The organism is Hydrogenophaga sp., from assembly GCF_019264445.1.
GTDB lineage: Bacteria > Pseudomonadota > Gammaproteobacteria > Burkholderiales > Burkholderiaceae_C > Hydrogenophaga.
The window spans coordinates 23,393-41,241 of sequence record NZ_JAHVAB010000033.1; the positions used below are offsets into that span (position 1 = coordinate 23,393).

17 protein-coding genes and 1 tRNA gene are annotated in these 17,849 nt (G+C 61.8%); 11 read left to right on the forward strand and 7 right to left on the reverse strand.

Annotation, left to right across the window (positions count from 1 at the left end; all coding sequences use genetic code 11):
* Positions 1–3: 3 nt before the first annotated feature.
* The 5 genes from atpA (at position 4) to KXJ60_RS05040 (ending at position 5,104) form a co-directional block, all read left to right on the forward strand.
* Positions 4–1,566, forward strand: a complete 1,563-nt coding sequence (atpA, locus tag KXJ60_RS05020; RefSeq protein WP_291124700.1) for a F0F1 ATP synthase subunit alpha — start codon at positions 4–6, stop codon at positions 1,564–1,566.
* Between the two features lie 29 nt (positions 1,567–1,595).
* Positions 1,596–2,462, forward strand: a complete 867-nt coding sequence (gene atpG, locus KXJ60_RS05025) for a F0F1 ATP synthase subunit gamma (RefSeq protein WP_291124702.1) — start codon at positions 1,596–1,598, stop codon at positions 2,460–2,462.
* 44 nt (positions 2,463–2,506) lie between these two features.
* A complete protein-coding gene (gene atpD / locus KXJ60_RS05030; RefSeq protein ID WP_291124704.1) occupies positions 2,507–3,913 on the forward strand; it encodes a F0F1 ATP synthase subunit beta in 1,407 nt (468 codons plus the stop codon).
* A gap of 67 nt (positions 3,914–3,980) precedes the next feature.
* Positions 3,981–4,397 carry a F0F1 ATP synthase subunit epsilon gene (locus KXJ60_RS05035; RefSeq protein ID WP_291124706.1) on the forward strand — a complete coding sequence of 139 codons (417 nt, stop codon included), beginning with the start codon at positions 3,981–3,983 and terminating at the stop codon, positions 4,395–4,397.
* A gap of 131 nt (positions 4,398–4,528) precedes the next feature.
* Complete coding sequence (locus KXJ60_RS05040; protein ID WP_291124708.1) at positions 4,529–5,104, forward strand: cyclic nucleotide-binding domain-containing protein; 576 nt, start codon at positions 4,529–4,531, stop codon at positions 5,102–5,104.
* Positions 5,105–5,111: 7 nt separating this feature from the next.
* Here KXJ60_RS05040 and KXJ60_RS05045 read toward each other — a convergent pair whose 3' ends face one another.
* Genes KXJ60_RS05045 through KXJ60_RS05055 form a run of 3 tightly spaced genes read right to left on the reverse strand, consistent with a single transcriptional unit; the run spans position 5,112 to position 7,163 of the window.
* Entirely contained in the window at positions 5,112–5,639 is a 528-nt protein-coding gene (locus KXJ60_RS05045) for a TPM domain-containing protein (RefSeq protein WP_291124710.1), read from the reverse strand.
* Between the two features lie 13 nt (positions 5,640–5,652).
* The gene (locus KXJ60_RS05050) at positions 5,653–6,558 is read right to left on the reverse strand and encodes a TPM domain-containing protein (protein WP_291124712.1); all 906 of its coding nucleotides are present in this window, start codon (positions 6,556–6,558) and stop codon (positions 5,653–5,655) included.
* Positions 6,555–7,163, reverse strand: a complete 609-nt coding sequence (locus KXJ60_RS05055) for a LemA family protein (protein ID WP_291124714.1) — start codon at positions 7,161–7,163, stop codon at positions 6,555–6,557. Before KXJ60_RS05055 ends, KXJ60_RS05050 begins: the two co-directional genes overlap by 4 nt.
* 154 nt (positions 7,164–7,317) lie before the next feature.
* On the opposite strand from KXJ60_RS05055, the gene KXJ60_RS05060 reads away from it, so the two are divergent.
* From KXJ60_RS05060 to KXJ60_RS05070, 3 genes are read left to right on the forward strand one after another with little or no spacing between them, the layout of a single operon-like run.
* The gene (locus KXJ60_RS05060) at positions 7,318–7,755 is read left to right on the forward strand and encodes a nuclear transport factor 2 family protein (RefSeq protein WP_291124716.1); all 438 of its coding nucleotides are present in this window, start codon (positions 7,318–7,320) and stop codon (positions 7,753–7,755) included.
* Positions 7,752–8,750, forward strand: coding sequence for an alpha/beta fold hydrolase (locus KXJ60_RS05065; protein WP_291124718.1), 999 nt, complete (start codon positions 7,752–7,754; stop codon positions 8,748–8,750). Before KXJ60_RS05060 ends, KXJ60_RS05065 begins: the two co-directional genes overlap by 4 nt.
* Before the next feature lie 11 nt (positions 8,751–8,761).
* Positions 8,762–9,277 carry a DUF2946 family protein gene (locus KXJ60_RS05070; RefSeq protein WP_291124719.1) on the forward strand — a complete coding sequence of 172 codons (516 nt, stop codon included), beginning with the start codon at positions 8,762–8,764 and terminating at the stop codon, positions 9,275–9,277.
* A 3-nt stretch (positions 9,278–9,280) separates the two neighbouring features.
* Here the strand turns inward: KXJ60_RS05070 and KXJ60_RS05075 are convergent, their stop codons facing one another.
* From KXJ60_RS05075 to KXJ60_RS05085, 3 genes are read right to left on the reverse strand one after another with little or no spacing between them, the layout of a single operon-like run.
* Positions 9,281–9,883, reverse strand: coding sequence for a hypothetical protein (locus tag KXJ60_RS05075; protein WP_291124721.1), 603 nt, complete (start codon positions 9,881–9,883; stop codon positions 9,281–9,283).
* A complete protein-coding gene (locus KXJ60_RS05080; RefSeq protein ID WP_291124723.1) occupies positions 9,880–10,104 on the reverse strand; it encodes an ATP-binding cassette domain-containing protein in 225 nt (74 codons plus the stop codon). The genes KXJ60_RS05075 and KXJ60_RS05080 overlap by 4 nt, the downstream gene beginning before the upstream one ends.
* Before the next feature lie 56 nt (positions 10,105–10,160).
* Positions 10,161–11,453, reverse strand: coding sequence for an ABC transporter substrate-binding protein (locus KXJ60_RS05085; RefSeq protein WP_291124725.1), 1,293 nt, complete (start codon positions 11,451–11,453; stop codon positions 10,161–10,163).
* 239 nt (positions 11,454–11,692) lie between these two features.
* On the opposite strand from KXJ60_RS05085, the gene KXJ60_RS05090 reads away from it, so the two are divergent.
* Positions 11,693–12,703, forward strand: a complete 1,011-nt coding sequence (locus KXJ60_RS05090) for a helix-turn-helix domain-containing protein (RefSeq protein WP_291124727.1) — start codon at positions 11,693–11,695, stop codon at positions 12,701–12,703.
* Between the two features lie 84 nt (positions 12,704–12,787).
* Here the strand turns inward: KXJ60_RS05090 and KXJ60_RS05095 are convergent, their stop codons facing one another.
* Entirely contained in the window at positions 12,788–13,642 is an 855-nt protein-coding gene (locus tag KXJ60_RS05095; protein WP_291124730.1) for a c-type cytochrome, read from the reverse strand.
* A gap of 142 nt (positions 13,643–13,784) precedes the next feature.
* Between KXJ60_RS05095 and KXJ60_RS05100 the strand changes: the two genes are divergently transcribed.
* Both KXJ60_RS05100 and KXJ60_RS05105 read left to right on the forward strand, forming a co-directional pair.
* Positions 13,785–13,860, forward strand: a tRNA-Arg gene (locus KXJ60_RS05100).
* Between the two features lie 290 nt (positions 13,861–14,150).
* A complete protein-coding gene (locus tag KXJ60_RS05105; RefSeq protein WP_291124732.1) occupies positions 14,151–15,923 on the forward strand; it encodes a site-specific integrase in 1,773 nt (590 codons plus the stop codon).
* Positions 15,924–17,849 lie beyond the last annotated feature (1,926 nt).

Below are 17,849 nucleotides of genomic sequence, written 5' to 3' on the forward strand. Positions count from 1 at the left end.
GTCATGCAACTCAATCCCGCTGAAATCTCTGAACTGATCAAGTCCCGTATCGAGGGCTTGAGCGCATCCAGCGATGTGCGCAACCAGGGCACCGTTGTGTCCGTCACCGACGGTATCGTTCGCGTGCACGGCCTGTCTGACGTGATGCAGGGCGAAATGCTGGAGTTTCCCGCCAACAAAGACGGCGTGCCCTCTTTCGGCCTGGCGCTGAACCTGGAGCGCGACTCTGTCGGCGCCGTGATTCTGGGTGAGTACGAGCACATCTCCGAAGGTGAAACCGTCAAGTGCACGGGTCGCATCCTGGAAGTGCCCGTCGGTCCCGAACTCATCGGACGCGTGGTCAACGCCCTGGGCGCTCCCATCGACGGCAAAGGCCCTGTCAACGCCAAGATGACCGACGTGATCGAAAAGGTCGCGCCTGGCGTGATTGCTCGCAAGTCCGTGGACCAGCCGGTTCAGACGGGTCTGAAGTCGATTGACTCGATGGTGCCCGTGGGCCGTGGCCAGCGCGAGCTGATCATTGGTGACCGCCAGACCGGCAAGACCGCCGTGGCCATCGACGCGATCATCAACCAGAAGGGTCAGAACATGACCTGCGTCTACGTTGCGATCGGCCAGAAGGCTTCGTCGATCAAGAACGTGGTGCGTGCGCTGGAACAAGCCGGTGCGATGGAGTACACGATCGTGGTCGCCGCCTCGGCTTCCGAGTCGGCCGCCATGCAGTACCTCTCGGCCTACTCCGGCTGCACGATGGGCGAGTACTTCCGTGACCGTGGCCAGGACGCGCTGATCGTCTATGACGATCTGTCCAAGCAAGCCGTCGCTTACCGTCAGGTCTCGCTGCTGCTGCGCCGCCCACCAGGCCGCGAAGCCTACCCTGGCGACGTGTTCTATCTCCACAGCCGCCTGCTGGAGCGCGCCGCTCGTGTGAATGCCGACTACGTCGAAGCCTTCACCAAGGGCGAAGTCAAGGGCAAGACCGGTTCGCTGACCGCTTTGCCGATCATCGAAACGCAAGCCGGTGACGTGTCCGCTTTCGTGCCGACCAACGTGATCTCGATCACCGACGGCCAGATCTTCCTGGAAACCAGCCTGTTCAACGCCGGTATCCGTCCCGCGATCAACGCCGGTATCTCGGTGTCCCGCGTGGGTGGCGCTGCCCAGACCGATCTGATCAAGAAGCAGTCGGGCGGTATCCGTACCGACCTCGCGCAGTACCGTGAACTGGCCGCGTTTGCGCAGTTCGCTTCCGATCTGGACGAAGCCACCCGCAAGCAGCTCGACCGCGGTGCCCGCGTGACCGAACTGCTCAAGCAGGCACAGTACGCGCCGCTGTCCATCAGCCTGATGGCCGCTTCGCTGTTCGCCGTGAACAAGGGCTACCTGGACGACATCGAAGTCAAAAAGGTGCTGTCGTTTGAAGCTGGCCTGCATGCTTTCCTGAAGGACAAGCACGCTGCCCTGCTGCAGAAGATGGAAGCAGGCAAGGCGCTGGACAAGGACAAGGAAGCCGAAGCCCAGCTCGCCGCCGCCGTGGCCGACTTCAAGAAGACCGGCACGTACTGAACGCCCCGTTGACCAGCTAAGGAGCCCCAATGGCAGCAGGCAAGGAAATACGCGGCAAGATCAAATCGGTGGAAAACACCAAGAAGATCACCAAAGCCATGGAGATGGTCGCCGCCTCCAAGATGCGCAAGGCGCAGGAACGCATGCGATCGGCCCGGCCTTACGCCGAGAAGGTGCGCCAGATCGCTGGCAACCTGAGTCGGGCCAATCCGGAGTACACGCATCCCTTCATGCAGGCGAACGACGCCAAAACCGCTGGTTTTGTCGTGGTGACGACCGACAAGGGACTGTGCGGTGGCCTCAACACCAACGTGCTGCGTGCCGTGACCACGGAGCTGAAGACGCTTCAGACCAAGGGTCAAGGCGCGGAAGTCGTTGCCATCGGCAACAAGGGCCTGGGTTTCATGAACCGCGTCGGCGCCAAGGTGGTCTCCAGCGTGACCGGTCTGGGCGACACGCCGCACCTGGAGAAGCTGATTGGCCCAGTCAAGGTGCTGCTGGACGCGTACACCGAAGGCCGCGTGAATGCGGTCTACGTGTGCTACACGAAGTTCATCAACACCATGAAGCAGGAGTCGGTGATCGAGCAGCTCTTGCCGCTCAACGCCGGCACCTTGCAGGACAACGCTGGCGGGCGCGACTGGGACTACATCTACGAACCGGATGCAGCCACCGTCATTGACGAACTGCTGTTGCGCTACGTGGAAGCCCAGGTCTACCAGGCTGTGGCCGAGAACATGGCTTCCGAGCAATCTGCACGCATGGTGGCCATGAAGGCCGCCACCGACAACGCTGGCAGCGTCATTGGTGAACTCAAGCTGGTCTACAACAAGACCCGTCAGGCCGCGATCACGAAAGAGCTTTCGGAAATCGTCGCCGGCGCCGCCGCGGTCTGAAGCAGCCGCCCAACCGAATCCAGAGAAAACAGAAGGTATTCATCATGTCTCAAGTACAAGGCAAGATCGTTCAGTGCATCGGCGCCGTCGTGGACGTGGAATTTCCGCGCAACCAGATGCCGCGCGTTTACGACGCCCTGAAAATGGAAGGCTCTTCGCTGACGCTGGAAGTCCAGCAGCAGCTGGGCGATGGCGTGGTGCGCACGATTGCGCTGGGCTCCTCCGACGGCCTGCGCCGTGGCATGGTGGTGTCCAACACGGCCAACCCCATCATGGTGCCGGTCGGCAAGGCCACCCTGGGTCGCATCATGGACGTGCTGGGCACGCCCATCGACGAGCGCGGCCCTGTGGACCAGGCGCTGACCGCGTCCATCCACCGCAAGGCGCCTGCCTACGACGAACTGTCGCCTTCGCAGGAATTGCTTGAAACGGGTATCAAGGTGATCGACCTTGTGTGCCCGTTCGCCAAGGGCGGCAAGGTGGGCCTTTTCGGTGGCGCCGGCGTGGGCAAGACCGTGAACATGATGGAGCTTATCAACAACATTGCCAAGGCGCACTCGGGCTTGTCCGTGTTTGCCGGCGTGGGCGAGCGCACCCGCGAAGGCAACGACTTCTATCACGAGATGGCCGACTCCGGCGTCGTGAACCTCGAGAAGCTCGAGGACTCGAAAGTGGCCATGGTCTACGGCCAGATGAACGAGCCTCCAGGCAACCGTCTGCGCGTGGCACTGACCGGCCTGACCATCGCCGAGTCGTTCCGTGACGAGGGTCGTGACGTGCTGTTCTTCGTGGACAACATCTACCGCTACACCCTGGCCGGTACCGAAGTGTCCGCGCTGCTGGGCCGCATGCCTTCCGCTGTGGGCTACCAGCCGACGCTGGCCGAAGAAATGGGCCGTCTGCAAGAGCGGATCACGTCGACCAAGGTCGGCTCGATCACGTCCATCCAGGCCGTGTACGTGCCAGCCGATGACTTGACCGACCCGTCGCCTGCCACCACCTTCGCCCACCTGGACTCCACCGTGGTGCTGTCGCGCGACATTGCCGCCCTGGGCATCTACCCTGCCGTGGACCCGCTGGACTCCACCAGCCGCCAGCTGGACCCGCTGGTGGTGGGTCAGGAACACTACGAAACCGCCCGCGCCGTGCAGGGCACGCTGCAGCGCTACAAGGAACTGCGCGACATCATCGCCATTCTGGGCATGGACGAACTGGCGCCTGAAGACAAGTTGGCCGTGGCCCGCGCGCGCAAGATCCAGCGTTTCCTGTCGCAGCCGTTCCACGTGGCCGAAGTGTTCACCGGATCGCCCGGCAAGTATGTGCCGCTGTCGGAAACCATTCGTGGCTTCAAGATGATCACCGCTGGCGAGTGCGATCACCTGCCCGAACAGTCCTTCTACATGGTCGGCACCATCGACGAAGCCTTCGAGAAGGCGAAGAAGGTGGCCTGATGGCGCCGGGTGCCGCTAGGCGGCACCTGCCCACTGACCTACCTTTTCCCTTTTCACAGGAGTCAATATGAGCACCATCCGCGTCGATGTGGTCAGCGCCGAAGAGTCCATCTTCTCCGGCGACGCCAAGTTCGTGGCGCTGCCGGGCGAATCCGGTGAGCTCGGTATCTTGCCGGGGCACATCCCGCTGATCACCCGCATCAAACCTGGTGCCGTGCGCATCGAAAAAGCCGACGGCGGCGAAGAGTTCGTGTTTGTCGCTGGCGGCATTCTCGAAGTGCAGCCGCATCACATCACGGTGTTGTCCGACACGGCCATTCGTGGTCATGATCTGGACGAAGCCAAGGCCACCGAAGCGCGCAAGCAGGCTGAAGAGGCTGTCAAGAATGCGCAGAGCGATCTCGATCTGGCGAAAGCCACGTCGGAGCTTGCGGTGATGGCCGCCCAGATTGCGGCGCTGCGGAAGTACCGCCAGAAAAAGTGAACGACTTCGGTCGAACCGAGAAAAAAGACCGGCCATGTGCCGGTCTTTTTTCTTGGACATTGCACCCCGCGGTGTGACAGTCCGAATACCATCGCGAGTCAAGACGAGAGAAAGTTGGGAGCAACTGCGGTATGTCATCCATATTTGAGAGCCCCGACATGGCACCCGAAGAGGTGGCTGCGCGCTTGTTGGTGACGTCTTCGGCGCTGGCGGACCTCACCTTGAGCGATGCCTTGAAGGTGGTCGGGTACATGCGCCCCAAACTGGTGAAGGCGGGCACCGTCATCATCCAGGAGGGTGAGGTCAAACAGACCGACTACATGCTGCTGGTGCTCGAGGGCGACATTGCGGTAGAGAACGAACTGCCGGGCCTGCACGAGAGCATGGTGGTGAACATCATGGGGCCGGGGCATCTGATTGGCGAGATGGGTGTGCTCGATGGCGCGCCACGATCGGCCACCTGCACAGCGAATACCGACATCGCCGCGGCGGTGCTGTCTCGCACGGCCCTCATGCGTTTGCTCAAGGATGACCCGCGCCTCGGTGCCCGGCTGCTGTTGGCCATTTCCAAGCGAATGGCCGACCGGCTGCGCGAAACCACCCGCAAGCTCAAGACGTTTGCCCAGATGAACAAGGCGCTGCAGCAAGAGCTCAACGTCGCGCTCAACAACCGAACCTCCAGCGACAAGCGCGGCGGCCGCGGCTGAACTCTCTTCAGCGTCGAACGACGCTGTCGGCCAGCTCGTTGAGTCGGGCACCACCTTCTTCGGCAGGAAAGTGGGTGACCAGCAGCGCCGACACTTCTTCGAGCGCCTGCGTCAATCCGTCCTCGAAGGCGCCTTGACGCAAATGCTCGCCGAGGCGGTCTGCCATGGCCTGCCACTGGGCCTGAGGCACGCGCTGTGTCAACGCGCGGTCGGCGACGATTTCAATCGCGTGCTCGGCCAACAAGAGGTAAATGAGCACGCCATTGTTGTGCTCTGTGTCCCAGATACGCAGGCGCCCGAACCACGCAAGAGCGCGATCGCGCACGACAGCGTTCAAGGGTTCGCGCGAACCGATGCGCCAGAGATAGCTCATGGGCAAAGCCGCTTCGACGCACAGGCGCACTTCGCCGGTGTGCCGCCCTTCACTGGCGGCCACACGCCGCGCCAGCCGTTCGGCCATGTCGTCCGGAACGGCACGCCGTGTATCGGAGGTGTCGAGCCAGCGGTGTTTGAAGAGGCGCAGCAGCTTGTTCATCGTGGCTTCGTCCTCACCAGCCCCCGGAGGCCCCGCCGCCACCGAAATTGCCACCGCCACCCGAGCGGAAGCCGCCACCGCCGAATCCTCCACTGCGTGTGCCGCCACCCAGGCCGCCGCCCCAGCCGCCCCGGCCCCCACGTCCAGACCCACCACCGGCCGTCGGCGCTGGAAGGAACTGCAGAAACAGCGCGGCCAGCATGCCCAGCAGACCGGCACCGATGGCGACCCACACGACAGCGGTCAAGAACCAGGCCAAGCCTCCTGCGACAGCACCCGTGAGCAGCGTACCGAGCTTGCTGCCGAAAATGCTGCGCAGCACGGTTGAGGCCATCGGGACGGCGAACACGAGGAAGATCAGCAGCTCCATGCCGTCGAACCCCTCCTGCCGGGGGGAGTTGGCGGCGGCCGGCAGTGGCAACTCCTCTCCCCGTATGCGGGCGAGGATCTGGTCGACACCTGCCTCAATGCCCCCTGCGTAGTCGCCACGGCGAAAAGCGGGTGTGACGGCTCCGTCGAGAATGCGCCGCGCCATAAGGTCGGGTATCGCACCCTCCAGTGCCTTCGCCGTGGCGATGCGCATTCGGCGGTCGTTCTTGGCGATGACGAACAGCACACCATCGCCCACCGCAGGGCGACCGATCTTCCATGCATCGCCCAGGCGTTGCGTGTAGTCGGCAATGTCTTCGGGCGCTGTGGTGGCGACCATCACCACGACCACCTGCGAGCCACGGCTTTGCTCGAAGGCCGCCAGCTTGCTCTCCAGGGCCGTGAGGCTTGCCGCGTCGAGCGTGCCGGTCTGATCGATGACGCGCGCCCGCAGCTCGGGGATGGGCTGCAGGTCTTGCGCGAGTGCCCACGCCGGCAGGAACCACAGCCCGAGCAGTGGCAGCAGCCACCGGGCCAGGCGCAGCGTCATGGCTTCTTGAAGTCCACCGTGGGCGGCGTTGAAATGGCGGCTTCGTTGGCCACCTGGAAGTTGGGCTTGGCGGCGTAGCCGAAGACCATGGCGGTGAGGTTGGTGGGAAAGCTGCGCGCGAGCACGTTGTACTCCTGCACCGTCTGGATGTAGCGGTTGCGCGCCACCGTGATGCGGTTCTCGGTGCCTTCGAGCTGGACGCGCAGGTCGCTGAAGCCCTGGTTGGCCTTGAGGTTGGGGTACTGCTCCACCACCACCATCAACCGGCTGAGCGCGCTGCCCAGTTCACCTTGTGCCGCCTGGAACTGCTGCATGGCCGCAGGATTGTTCAGCATCTCCGGCGTGACCTGGATGGAGGTGGCTTTGGCGCGCGCTTCGATCACGCGCGTGAGCGTCTCCTGCTCGAAGTTGGCTTCACCTTTGACGGTGGCCACGATGTTGGGAATAAGGTCGGCGCGGCGCTGGTACTGGTTGAGCACCTCCGACCACGCCGACTGGCTCTGCTCGTCAAGTCGCTGGAAGTCGTTGTAGCCGCAACCCGTGAGGCTGGCCGCCACCAGCAAGCCGGCGCACCAGGTGATCAGACGTTGAATGGATGTGTGCATGGAACCTCCGTCGCCTCTGGGGCGTCAAGCTGGCCATCGGGATGACGGCTTCTTTTATCAGCGGCACTATACCCCGGGGGGCTGTGACGGCCATGTGCCGGGAAAGGCAGGCAGACATGGGCGAGCGCCGCCCTGGAGCGGCAAAATAGCCCGCATGCGCAAACCCAAACAGCTCCCGGGGTCTCCGGACGACACTGAGGCCGCCTTCTACGAAGCCCTGCAGCAAGCCGACATCGAGCGTCTCATGGCGTGCTGGGTGGATGAGGACGACATCGTGTGTGTGCATCCCGGCGGCCCGAGACTCGTCGGCCATGCGGCCGTGCGCGCCGCCTTTGAGGCGATGTTTGCCAACGGCAGCGTGCAGGCCCATCCGGAAAAAGTCAGTCGGCTCGACGCGGGTGGGTGCAGCGTGCACAGCGTGGTGGAGCGCGTGGCCGTGCTCAGCGACGACGGCATGCAGCACGCCTGGGTTGTCGCCACCAATGTGTATGCCAAGACCGCTCAAGGCTGGCGCATGGTGGCCCACCATGCCAGCCCGGGGTCGGGCGTGGAGCCCGCCGACGTCATGACGGCCAGACCGGTGTTGCATTGAATCACCCCGACTTCGCCTACCGTGCCCCCTGGTGGCTACCGGGAGGCAACACGCAGACCGTGTGGGCGGCGCTGGCCAGTCGCCGCTATTTCGGCCCTGCGCCGCGTTGGCAGCGCACCCGCTGGGCGACACCCGATGGCGACTTCATCGACGTGGACCAGGCGCTGCATGCCAGCGCGCCCGACGCGCCTTTGTTGGTGATGTTCCATGGCCTGGAGGGTTCTTCGGCCAGCCAGTACGCCGTGGCATTTGCGGACTTTGCGGCCACGCAGGGCGTGGCGTACGCCGTGCCGCATTTCAGGGGTTGCTCGGGGGAGCTCAACCACGCACCGCGCGCATACCACTCGGGCGACTTCGAGGAGGTCGACTGGATACTGAAGCGCTTCGCCGACGAGAACCCCCGGCGCCCGTTGCTGGCGGTGGGCGTGTCGCTGGGAGGCAATGCGCTGATGCGCTGGGCCGGGGAAATGGGCCAGGCCGCTGCCGGGCGTGTGCGCGCCATTGCATCGGTGTGTTCGCCGCTGGATCTGGCCGCCGGCGGGCATGCCATCGGGCGGGGATTCAACCGGCTGGTCTACACGCGCATGTTCATGCGCTCCATGGTGCCCAAGGCGCTCAAGAAACTGGAGCAACACCCGGGGCTGTTTGACGAGCGCGCCTTGCGGGCCGCACGCGACCTCTACGAGTTCGACAACCTGTTCACCGCGCCTCTGCACGGCTTTCGCGACACCGCCGACTACTGGTCTCGCGCTTCCGCCAAGCCGGTGTTGCGCGACATCCGCGTGCCCGCGCTGGCGCTCAATGCCCGCAACGACCCCTTTGTGCCCGCGGCCTCCTTGCCCACCACACAAGATGCAGGCTCGTACGTGACGCTCTGGCAACCGAGGCAAGGCGGCCACGTCGGCTTTCCCGCGTCGCACGGACCCTTGGGCATCCCGGGCCACGTGCGAGCCATGCCCGAAGCCGTGGGACACTGGCTGCTCGCCCAACGCTGAGGTTTTCCGACATGGACGATATCGTCAGGGCCGCGATGGCCAAGTGGCCCAATGTGCCGGACTGTTTTGGCTGGCTCGGGCTGGACGCGCGCGGCAACTGGTACATGCGCGACGACCGCACACAAGCCCGGGGACCGTTCCCTGACAGCAAGGGTTCGCTGCTGCAGCACGACAAGCTCATCGAGTTCATTCACCGCAACTACGCGGCCGATGAGCACGGGCGCTGGTTCTTTCAAAATGGGCCGCAGCGCGTGTTCGTCGAGCTCGAAGCCACGCCCTGGGTCTGGCGCCTGCAGCCCGATGGCCGGGTGTTGTCGCACACCGGGCTGGAGGCCCACATGCAAGACAGCCTGCTGGACGAATCCGGCAGGCTGTACCTGGTGACCGATCTTGGCCTGGGTTTGGTGCATACCGCTGACATGGCAGCCGCAGCCGAGAGGGTGGAGGCGGGCGACTGGCGACCCGCCGTGATGCCTCACGATCAGATGCCGGCGCACTTTGGGTTCATGCGCCGGCCCCAGGCTTAGCCGTCAGAGTTTGGCGTGTTGCAGGGCAACGCGCGGATCCTGCGCGGGGTCGTAGCTCGTCTGGTGCAGGACGGCCTTGAGGGGGTCGCCGTTGACGCGCGCCGCAAACTCGGCGACATACAACCGCACCGCCTTGGCGGCGTGCGGCACGACCGCTGGAACCGCCTGAATGGCCCAGATGTTGGAGTGCGCGAAGAATCCGACGCCGCGCCGCGCCGGCGAGTGATGGCCCTTCTGGTCGAGGATCTCGTAGGTATCGTCGTCCGCCAGAAAAATGCTGCCCTCTCGCTTCTGCAGGCCGCTTGCCATGGTGAGGTCGTAGTTGGTGTAGCCGCCGCTCTTCAGCTGGTTCTGCGTCAGAGGCGAGATGTCCTGCGTGATGTTGGCGGACAAGCCGGTGGTGACTGCCATGAACGGATGGCTCTTGGTTTTCACCGTGCGGTCGTAGTCAATGTATTTCCAGGTGACGCTCTTGACGTTCGCGCCTTCCTTGACAACCGTGGGGTTTGGCGTCTTGTCGGTGCTGGTCGGTGGTGCAACCCGGTGCAGATTGAGCACACCCGCCTTGTGCAGGGCCACGATGGTCAGCGCCGAGCGCTTCGTCACGGCTGAGGAATCTGGAAGGTTCTTCCGATCCCTGCATGGCAGCGTTGCTCGGCGCGCTGGTGGGTGACGTCACGTCCGGACAACGCGATGCGACCCGCGCTGCACGAGAGATGACCCGCGACCAAGCCAAACAGCGTGGTCTTGCCCGCTCCGTTTGGCCCGATAACGCCCACGAACTCGCCCTCCTGGACGGCGAGATCGAGGTCCCGTATGACGGTCATCTTCCCGTAGCTCTTGCAGAGCCCTGATAGTTCAAGCAGCACAGCGCTTCCCGCCTTCAGGACTTCAGCAGTTCGAACTTGCGTTGCACCGAGACTTCGGGTGCCGTTCGGTTGTGCGTGATGAAGATGTCGAGTTTGTTGTTTCCGGTGCGCCACTGCCCGCCCACCACACGCATCTTCGACACGTTCTTGATGCCGCTGCCGGCAAAGTCAAGCCGTCCGATCACGGTGTCGAGCTTCATGACCCGCAGGGCGTCAGCGACCTTGGCAGGATTCTTCGGATCACCGCTGTTCTTGAGTGCCTGGATGCCTGCTTCAAACAACGCATGGACAACGCCCAGTGGCTGGGTCCACTCTCGCTTGGAAGCGGCTTGATAGGTCTCTGCCAGTTGTCTTGAGGTCTGGCCGGTCAGGCTGGATCGGAACGGATAGTTCGGCGTCCACCAGATTTCGGTCGACATCCCGTCCGCGCGATCACCCAGTGCGGCCACGCCGCCCGGGAACAGCAGTGCTTTCGCCACGGTGGCCACCTTCGGCTTGAAGCCCATCTGGGCAGATTGGCGAACGAACGTTGCCCATTCCGGCGGATTGAAGAGACCGGTGACGATTTCCACGCCCTCGCGCTTGAAGGCCTGAATGTGGGTCGAGAAGTCGTCGGCACCGATCGGGAAGCGCCCCACTTCGACCAGCTGGAAGCCTGCGGCGCTGAACTGGGGTGGCAGGCCCAGCTTCGCATCGCCGAAGGCGTTGCCGGGTACGTCGTTGCTCCAGACCATGCCCACCTTCTTGTTGATGGGGAGGCCGTTCCAGATGTCGAGATACACCTTGCCGATGTCCTCGATACCCCAGAAGAAGTGGAAGGCGCTCTTGAACCCCTTGGATGGATCGCTCTTCAGCGGGAACATCCAGGCCTGCCAGGGAGTCATCGTCGAAATGCTGGGCACCCCGTTGAGCTCGCATTGCTGTGACACGCCCACCACCGTGAGCGCACCCTGGGAGAGCATGAGGTCGACGCCCGACTTGTTGATCAGTTCGCCGGCGAGGTTGGAGGCGCGATCTTCTTTGGTCTGGTCGTCGCGCGCCAGGATTTCCACCTTGTACGTCTTGCCGCCGATGGTCAGGCCGTCGGCCAGCGACTTTCGAACCTGGTCGAGAATGAACTCGTCTGCTTCGGCAAAGGGTGCGAACGGACCCGTGCGGGGGCTGATGTAGCCGATGCGGATGGTGTCGTCCGCAGCGAAGACCGACGGGGCACTCAGCGCGCCCAGAGCAGCCGCAGAATGCTGGAGAAAGCGTCGCCGTTGTACGGGGGCGGCGCCAGGCAGTTGGGGAGCGTCGAAGGTGTCCATTTCGGTTCCTTTGTCAATGGCTGTTGAGACACAGGAATCGTAAAAACACACTTACAAATCATCTTGTTTGCAACTGGCATCGCTCTTGATTGGCGCCGGCACACTGTTCTGGAACAGGCTTGGAAATATTCTTGAGCCGGCATTCGGGTTGGCAAAACGTCGGATTTAGGGTAAACCCTAGCCGCCCCTGTGAGGTGCCCATGTACCGTTGTTGCCTCTGCGTCAATCCGGCTACTTGTATGGAACCGATCGCCACATCTCCCGGTGTAGTTACGTCGTCAATGGGCGCTGCGAGCTCGTTGAGTACAACCACGGTGCCGCAGTCGGAGCGAACGGCCTATTGGCTGGACATGATTTGTGCGATGTACGTGCACCTGGACTGCGACGGCCCTGATGAGCAGGAGCTGTTCGGCGACATTTCCTTCAACCGGCTGGGCTCGCTGGACCTGACGCAACTCCGATCCAATGCCCAACGCATCCGTCGAACGGAGGCGAAGATCCGGCAAGGTGGGGAAGACTGTTTACTGATCCAGATTCAGCGCGAGGGCCGATGTCTGGTGCGACAGGACGGTCGGCAGGCGGTGGTCAGCCCTGGAGACTTTGTGCTGTATGACAGCAGCCGGCCCTACGAACTGAACTTCCAGGATCGGCATCACGATGTCTTCGTCATGCGTTTGGCCCGAGCGCAGTTCAAGGTCCATATCAGCAACCTTGAAGAACTGACGGCAATGACTGTGAGCAGCCAGGACGCCGCAGGGCATTTGTTGCTTTCCATGGTGGAGACCCTGCGCCGCGACATCGCGAAACTGCAGCCGTCTTCTGCGCTGGGTGTTTCTGAAGCCATTACCAGCATCGTGGCCGCCGGATTGAGGGGCTTGCCAGGGGCCAATGTCCGCAAGCTGTCGAACTTGCACGCCTATCACCTCGCGCGCATCCGGGCGTACGTGAGGGATCATCTGCGGGACCCCGAGTTGTCTGTGCAGTCGATTGCCTTGGCGCTTCAGATTTCCTCGGATCATCTGTCGCGCGTCTTTCGGTCTGAACCCATACCCCTGTCTCGCTGGATCTGGAAGATGCGCCTTGACGCCATTCGACGCGATCTTGCAAATCCTCGCCTCCGCGAACAAAGCGTCTCAGACATCGCGTTCTCGTGGGGATTCAACAATGCGGCGCACTTCAGCCGCAGCTTCCGCGACGAGTACCAGATGACGCCGAGAGAATGGCGCGAGGTCTCCATGCGCATGGCCTGAACGGCCTCCACACCTCGCAGCACCCAACAAAAAGCCGGCTCATGCCGGCATTTTGTTGGGTGGAGAAGGTGGCGTAAAGGTGGCTTACTTCGCCGCGCTCACCATGTACTGCACAGCCGCCTTGATCTCGGCGTCGGAGGCTGCCGACCCACCCTTGGGCGGCATGGCGCCCTTGCCCTTGATCACCGACGCGGTCAGTGCGTCAACACCGGCGGCCACGCGGGGTGCCCAGGCCGCCTTGTCACCGAACTTCGGCGCACCGGCGACGCCGGCCACGTGGCACGCAGCGCACGCCATCTTGTAGAGGCTTTCACCTGCGCCTGCAGCCACAGTGGCGGCGGCGGGAGCGGGTGCTGGAGCCGCAGCCTGCGCGGGGGCTGCGGCCACCGGTGCAGCAGCAGGCGCAGCTGCGGCCGGTGCGGGGGCAGCGGCAGGAGCCTCGGCAGCTGGTGCCTGGGGCTCCGGGAATTTTCCACCGGCGGCATTGGCCAGATGCACAACGGCACGGCCGATCTCGGCGTCGCGGTACGCGCCACCACCTTGTGCACCCATGGCGCCCTTGCCTTTGAGCGCCGAGGTCAACAGGGCTTCGTAGCCGGTGGCAATGCGTGCACTCCAGGCGCCTGCATCACCGAACTTCGGCGCACCTGCAAGGCCGGCGGCATGGCAGGCTGCGCACTGCGCTGCATAAACCGATTCACCCGAGGCCAGCGGGCGGTTGGCGTCGCGCAGCTCCACGGTACCGACGCGCTGGATGCGCATGGCAGTGGCCTGTTCCACGTCCACGGCACCCGCCGCAGGCTTGTTGCCCGACACCACCACGTACACCAGACCGATGATGATGAAAATGGGCGCGACAAACGCAAAGAAAGACGTCCACAGCAGCTGGGATGGCGTCTTGATGGGGCCGGTGTGGGTGTCGTGCGCGTTGTCGCTCATGGTGTCCTCGAGGGTGGCGAATCGGAGCCGGGGAAAGTGTGGGGCGAGACTGCCCGCGTGCGGGCAAATAGCCGCGAATTATAGCCAAGCGCCCCCGTGCAAACCCGATGCCCAAGCCCCCGCTGCTAGAATCGCGGCCGTTGCGGCTGTAGCTCAGTGGATAGAGTATTGGCCTCCGAAGCCAAGGGTCGTGGGTTCGATCCCCGCCAGCCGCACCAAGTCTCAACAAGTCCTTGATCCAGCAGGACTTTCCCGGCTAGAACGCCCCTGCAGCACCACCCTAGAGCAAAGGGCGTGTATGCAGAACCTTGAAAGACGTCCCAGCGGCGTCTACGTCGCACGATTGACAGTCCCAGTCCGGCTTCGCACGGCGGAGCGCGCGCGCGTATTTGTAGCAAGCACAGGAAGTCGCGATCTTGCGGTTGCCAAGCTGATTGCCTCCGAGCAAATCGCGCGTTGGAGACGACACCTGTTTGAGCTGGATCGACTTAGCCTACTGGGACTCGCCATGACCCCCGAGAACACTCTCAAGATCGCCGATGGCCATCCGCTTCTCTTGGCGGGAGGGTATATCCCGCTGATGGAGGCGGCTGTGGTTGTGGGACTAACCTCACAGGATCTTCTGCGCCAAGCTGCTGAAGGTCGGCTTGCTCTTTACTGCCGCCTCAATGGCGAGATGGGCTACAGGACACCATTCGGGTCGTTTGAACCAGATGACCCGATGCTTGGAACGGTTTTGGTTCCGAATGCCTGGGATCGGCCTGCCGAATCAAAAATCCACCGTGCTTTTGGCGTTTACCGCGTCCCAGCTGACGAGACCACTGCCGTCGCCAACTCATTGTTAAATGCTGGGACTCCCGCAGTGGTAGCGTTTGACGAGCCTGCTGCGGATTTGGATGGTTGGGCGTTCGTCCCAGACAAGGTCCTCAAACTCACCGACCAAATTGTTGAGGTCTCGGCGGTCGAAGTCGATGTCTTGCGCAGAAGGATGGCTGAAGCTCTAGCACCTGCGGCGCTTGAGGCTGCGCGCAAGACGCTTTACAACGCAAACGTGCAGACGGTCACAAGCCCGAAGGCAACCGCTCCGCTGTCCAAAGCTGTTGAGGAGTACTGTCGGGCCCACCTTCCCCAGTCCATTAGCTCTCCAAAAGAGGTCGTGCGCATTCGCAATGGCCTTATGCTGCTCGCGGAGTTCATGGGTGATATGCAAATCGGGCAAGTCAGTCCCGATACTTTGCGTAGTTTTCGCGACAAGCATCTCGCGCAGATGCCTTCGAAAGAAAACCAGGTGCGCCTGAAGCTCGGCACGACTTCGATGACCGAGTCCGTCGTCGCTATAGAGGGCTCGGACTGGCCTCGCATGTCGTCGAATGAGCGAGATGTACGAATGCAGTGGCTGTATCGAATGTTCCGATGGTTCCACGCGCAGAAGTGGATTTCCGATGATCCCTGCACAGGGTTAAGGGGTGAGTCCGTTCTGACCAAGGTTGAACGAAAACAGGCCGCTGTCGCGCGTAAAGATCGCACGGCATTCACCGCGGACGAAATTGCTCGGATCTTTGCCGCGCAGGTTTACGAGGTGGGTTCTTGGAAGGCAACGAAGGCCGGCACCTTTAGAACATTCCAACCGTTCCACTACTGGCTGCCGCTGCTGGGGCTATTCACCGGTGCGCGCATCGGCGAGCTTTGCCAGCTCCACTTGGAAGATGTGCGTTGCGAGAGCGGAGTGTGGTTCATCGACATCAACGAACGCACAGCAGACAAGAGTCTGAAGAATGCGTGGTCTGAGCGGCAGGTGCCTTTGCATCCCAGGCTTGTGGAGCTTGGCTTTGTCCGGTGGTGCAACCAACTTCGAAAAGACGGTTTCAAGCGTGTATTTCCGGAGTTGTCCTGGAATCCAACCAACCGCTACGCGAAGGAGCCCATCCGGGCCATGTCGCAGTTTCTGGAAAAGCTGGGCATGCCTCGCGACGGTACGAAGGTGTTTCATTCGTTTCGACATGGGGTCAACAACTCCCTGCAGAAGCGTTCCTCCATGTCAGACATCATGAGGAAACGCATGATGGGCCACGAGCCAGGCGGGGGGGTAAATGAGCGCCACTACTTGAGTGATCCTAAACCCGCTGAGTTGCTTGGTTTCATCGCCAACGTTGGTACTGACTTGCCCAATGTAAGCGCGTTTGACGTCACTGTTGGATCGATTGCTGTGCGCGACGCTCTAAAGCGAAAAAATGGCGGCAAAGGAGCCGCTGAAGCTCTGGGGAATGCGAGCTTGAGCTGAAGTCAAGTACCTGCACACACCGCAACGTTGCGCAGCATTTCGGCGCGCATGGAGCCGTGCTGTTAATAACTCGTGACTCTTTTTCGTGCGATGCCAGTGCCCGACATCGCAATATCCAGTTGCCGGATCGCCGCGGCTGGGTCCACACCTATGGCTCGTGTCCATTCGACGTACTCGTAGATGTCCATGCGCCTCTCGCATACCTCAACCTTAGCTACAAAAGACTGAGGTCTCTTAAGCGCTGCTGCCAATTGGGCTTGTGTGAGCCCACAGCGCACGCGCGCCTCGCGTAGCCATGCGATGTGCTTTTCGTAAGAGGGGCGATTGATGGACTTCAAGGCGTGCAGCGAGGCTGTGCCTTCATCCTGATTCGAATTTGGGATAATCCCAAAACAGGATTAACCAAGGGGTCGGTATGACGAAAAGAGTCCGTGTTAGCAGCTTCGCTGGAAAAGGCGCGCTGGTACAGGCGTTCGCGCTTCTTATGCCGCTTATTTGCGGATGGCTCTGGGGGAGCCTTGGCTTGGCAGTGGGAGTTCTGTTGGCGGTAGTCCTGTTTCTAAAAGGCTCCGCGATGGCGTTGTCATGGCGTTGCGGTGCATGCGGAAACCCTCTCCACGACAAGCACGTTAAGTTGTGCCCAGTTTGCAAGGACTGCGTTGAATAGTGCTTGCAACAGGACTTGTGTGCTTAAGGGTTGTGCCACTCCCAGCACCATGTCCGCTGGGGTTGGTGTGGTGCGCATCTTCCAGGCGTGCGCAAAGCACGATTGCAGACATGTGTACGATTCTTCGCTGTATGCGCTCGCGCGTGCGAAGAGCCCAGGGGTGAGTTTTGCTAGTATTTAATTGCAAGACGTGCTTGGCATACGTTTGTACCGGATGTACAGACGTATGAGTCCGCTCAATTAGTCACTCTCTACAAGCTGTCTCCTGGCAGGCCACATAAAGTTCCGTGTAGGAGGCAGTGCCCATCTGTGGTCTACCGTCTGGAACAAGCGCGAGGGGCACCTGTTGTACTTCCACGCCCTATCACGCAACTCGAGGTACAGCTGCATCCCATTTAGCCTGTCCGGGCCGTGAAGGGACGCACGTCTGAGTATCAAGTGGGCTTCTCGTTGGTTCTCTTGCGAACCCAACGACTCGGCTGTCCGTGATTTCGCTGCGCCATTGCTTGCGCGTGCCAAGCTCGCTGCTGTTGGGGGCCTCCAGAAGCGCAACTTGGGATCCCAGAACTTCGTGTGGTCTAGGTTCCGCACATCATTCATCGAATAGATCCCCGAAGCACGCAATGCCCGGCTGCCTATAACGCGATACTCTAAGTGGCAGCATCGCCACCCATATCCGGCTTTTGAGTAGTGGTCTGAGTACAGAGCGATCTCAATTCCTTGGGCCACTCCGCGAAAGTAGTAAGTCGTATCACCTGCCGTAGTAACCGACTCCTTAACAGTTCCATCGTACGGGCTGCGAAAAGACCGGCGGGCTCGGACATTGGGAAGCAGGCGTGCTTCGATGTGCTGCCGGAGTGCTTCTGCTGAGACCGTGTTGTGCGATATGAGGTCTAGTGCCACGTGAACTCGCGTGATTCTGCAGCGCCCGTCTTGTTCCTGTTTCCAAAGCCAGAACAGTTCGGCGCTTGTAGGTTGCTGCAGTTTCACGCGACGAACCCAATATCCGCCTGATGTGGTAACGCTTCTACTGAGGTATCGCGGTGGATGGCCTGTACGGTCTGGTTGGGATGTGCATAGTTCTTGAAATTCTTTGTCTGGGAAGCTCTCGTTTTGTACGAGTTGGATAGTGTCGATGTAGGAAACCGAGGTTCGAAAGTCGGCGGGTACATCATCTTGCGGACTGCGTTCTAGCGGTCTGCCTCTGGTCATTTGCTTCATATGTGCTCCGTGCTAAGGTTGCTAGCTAAGTGGGTAGT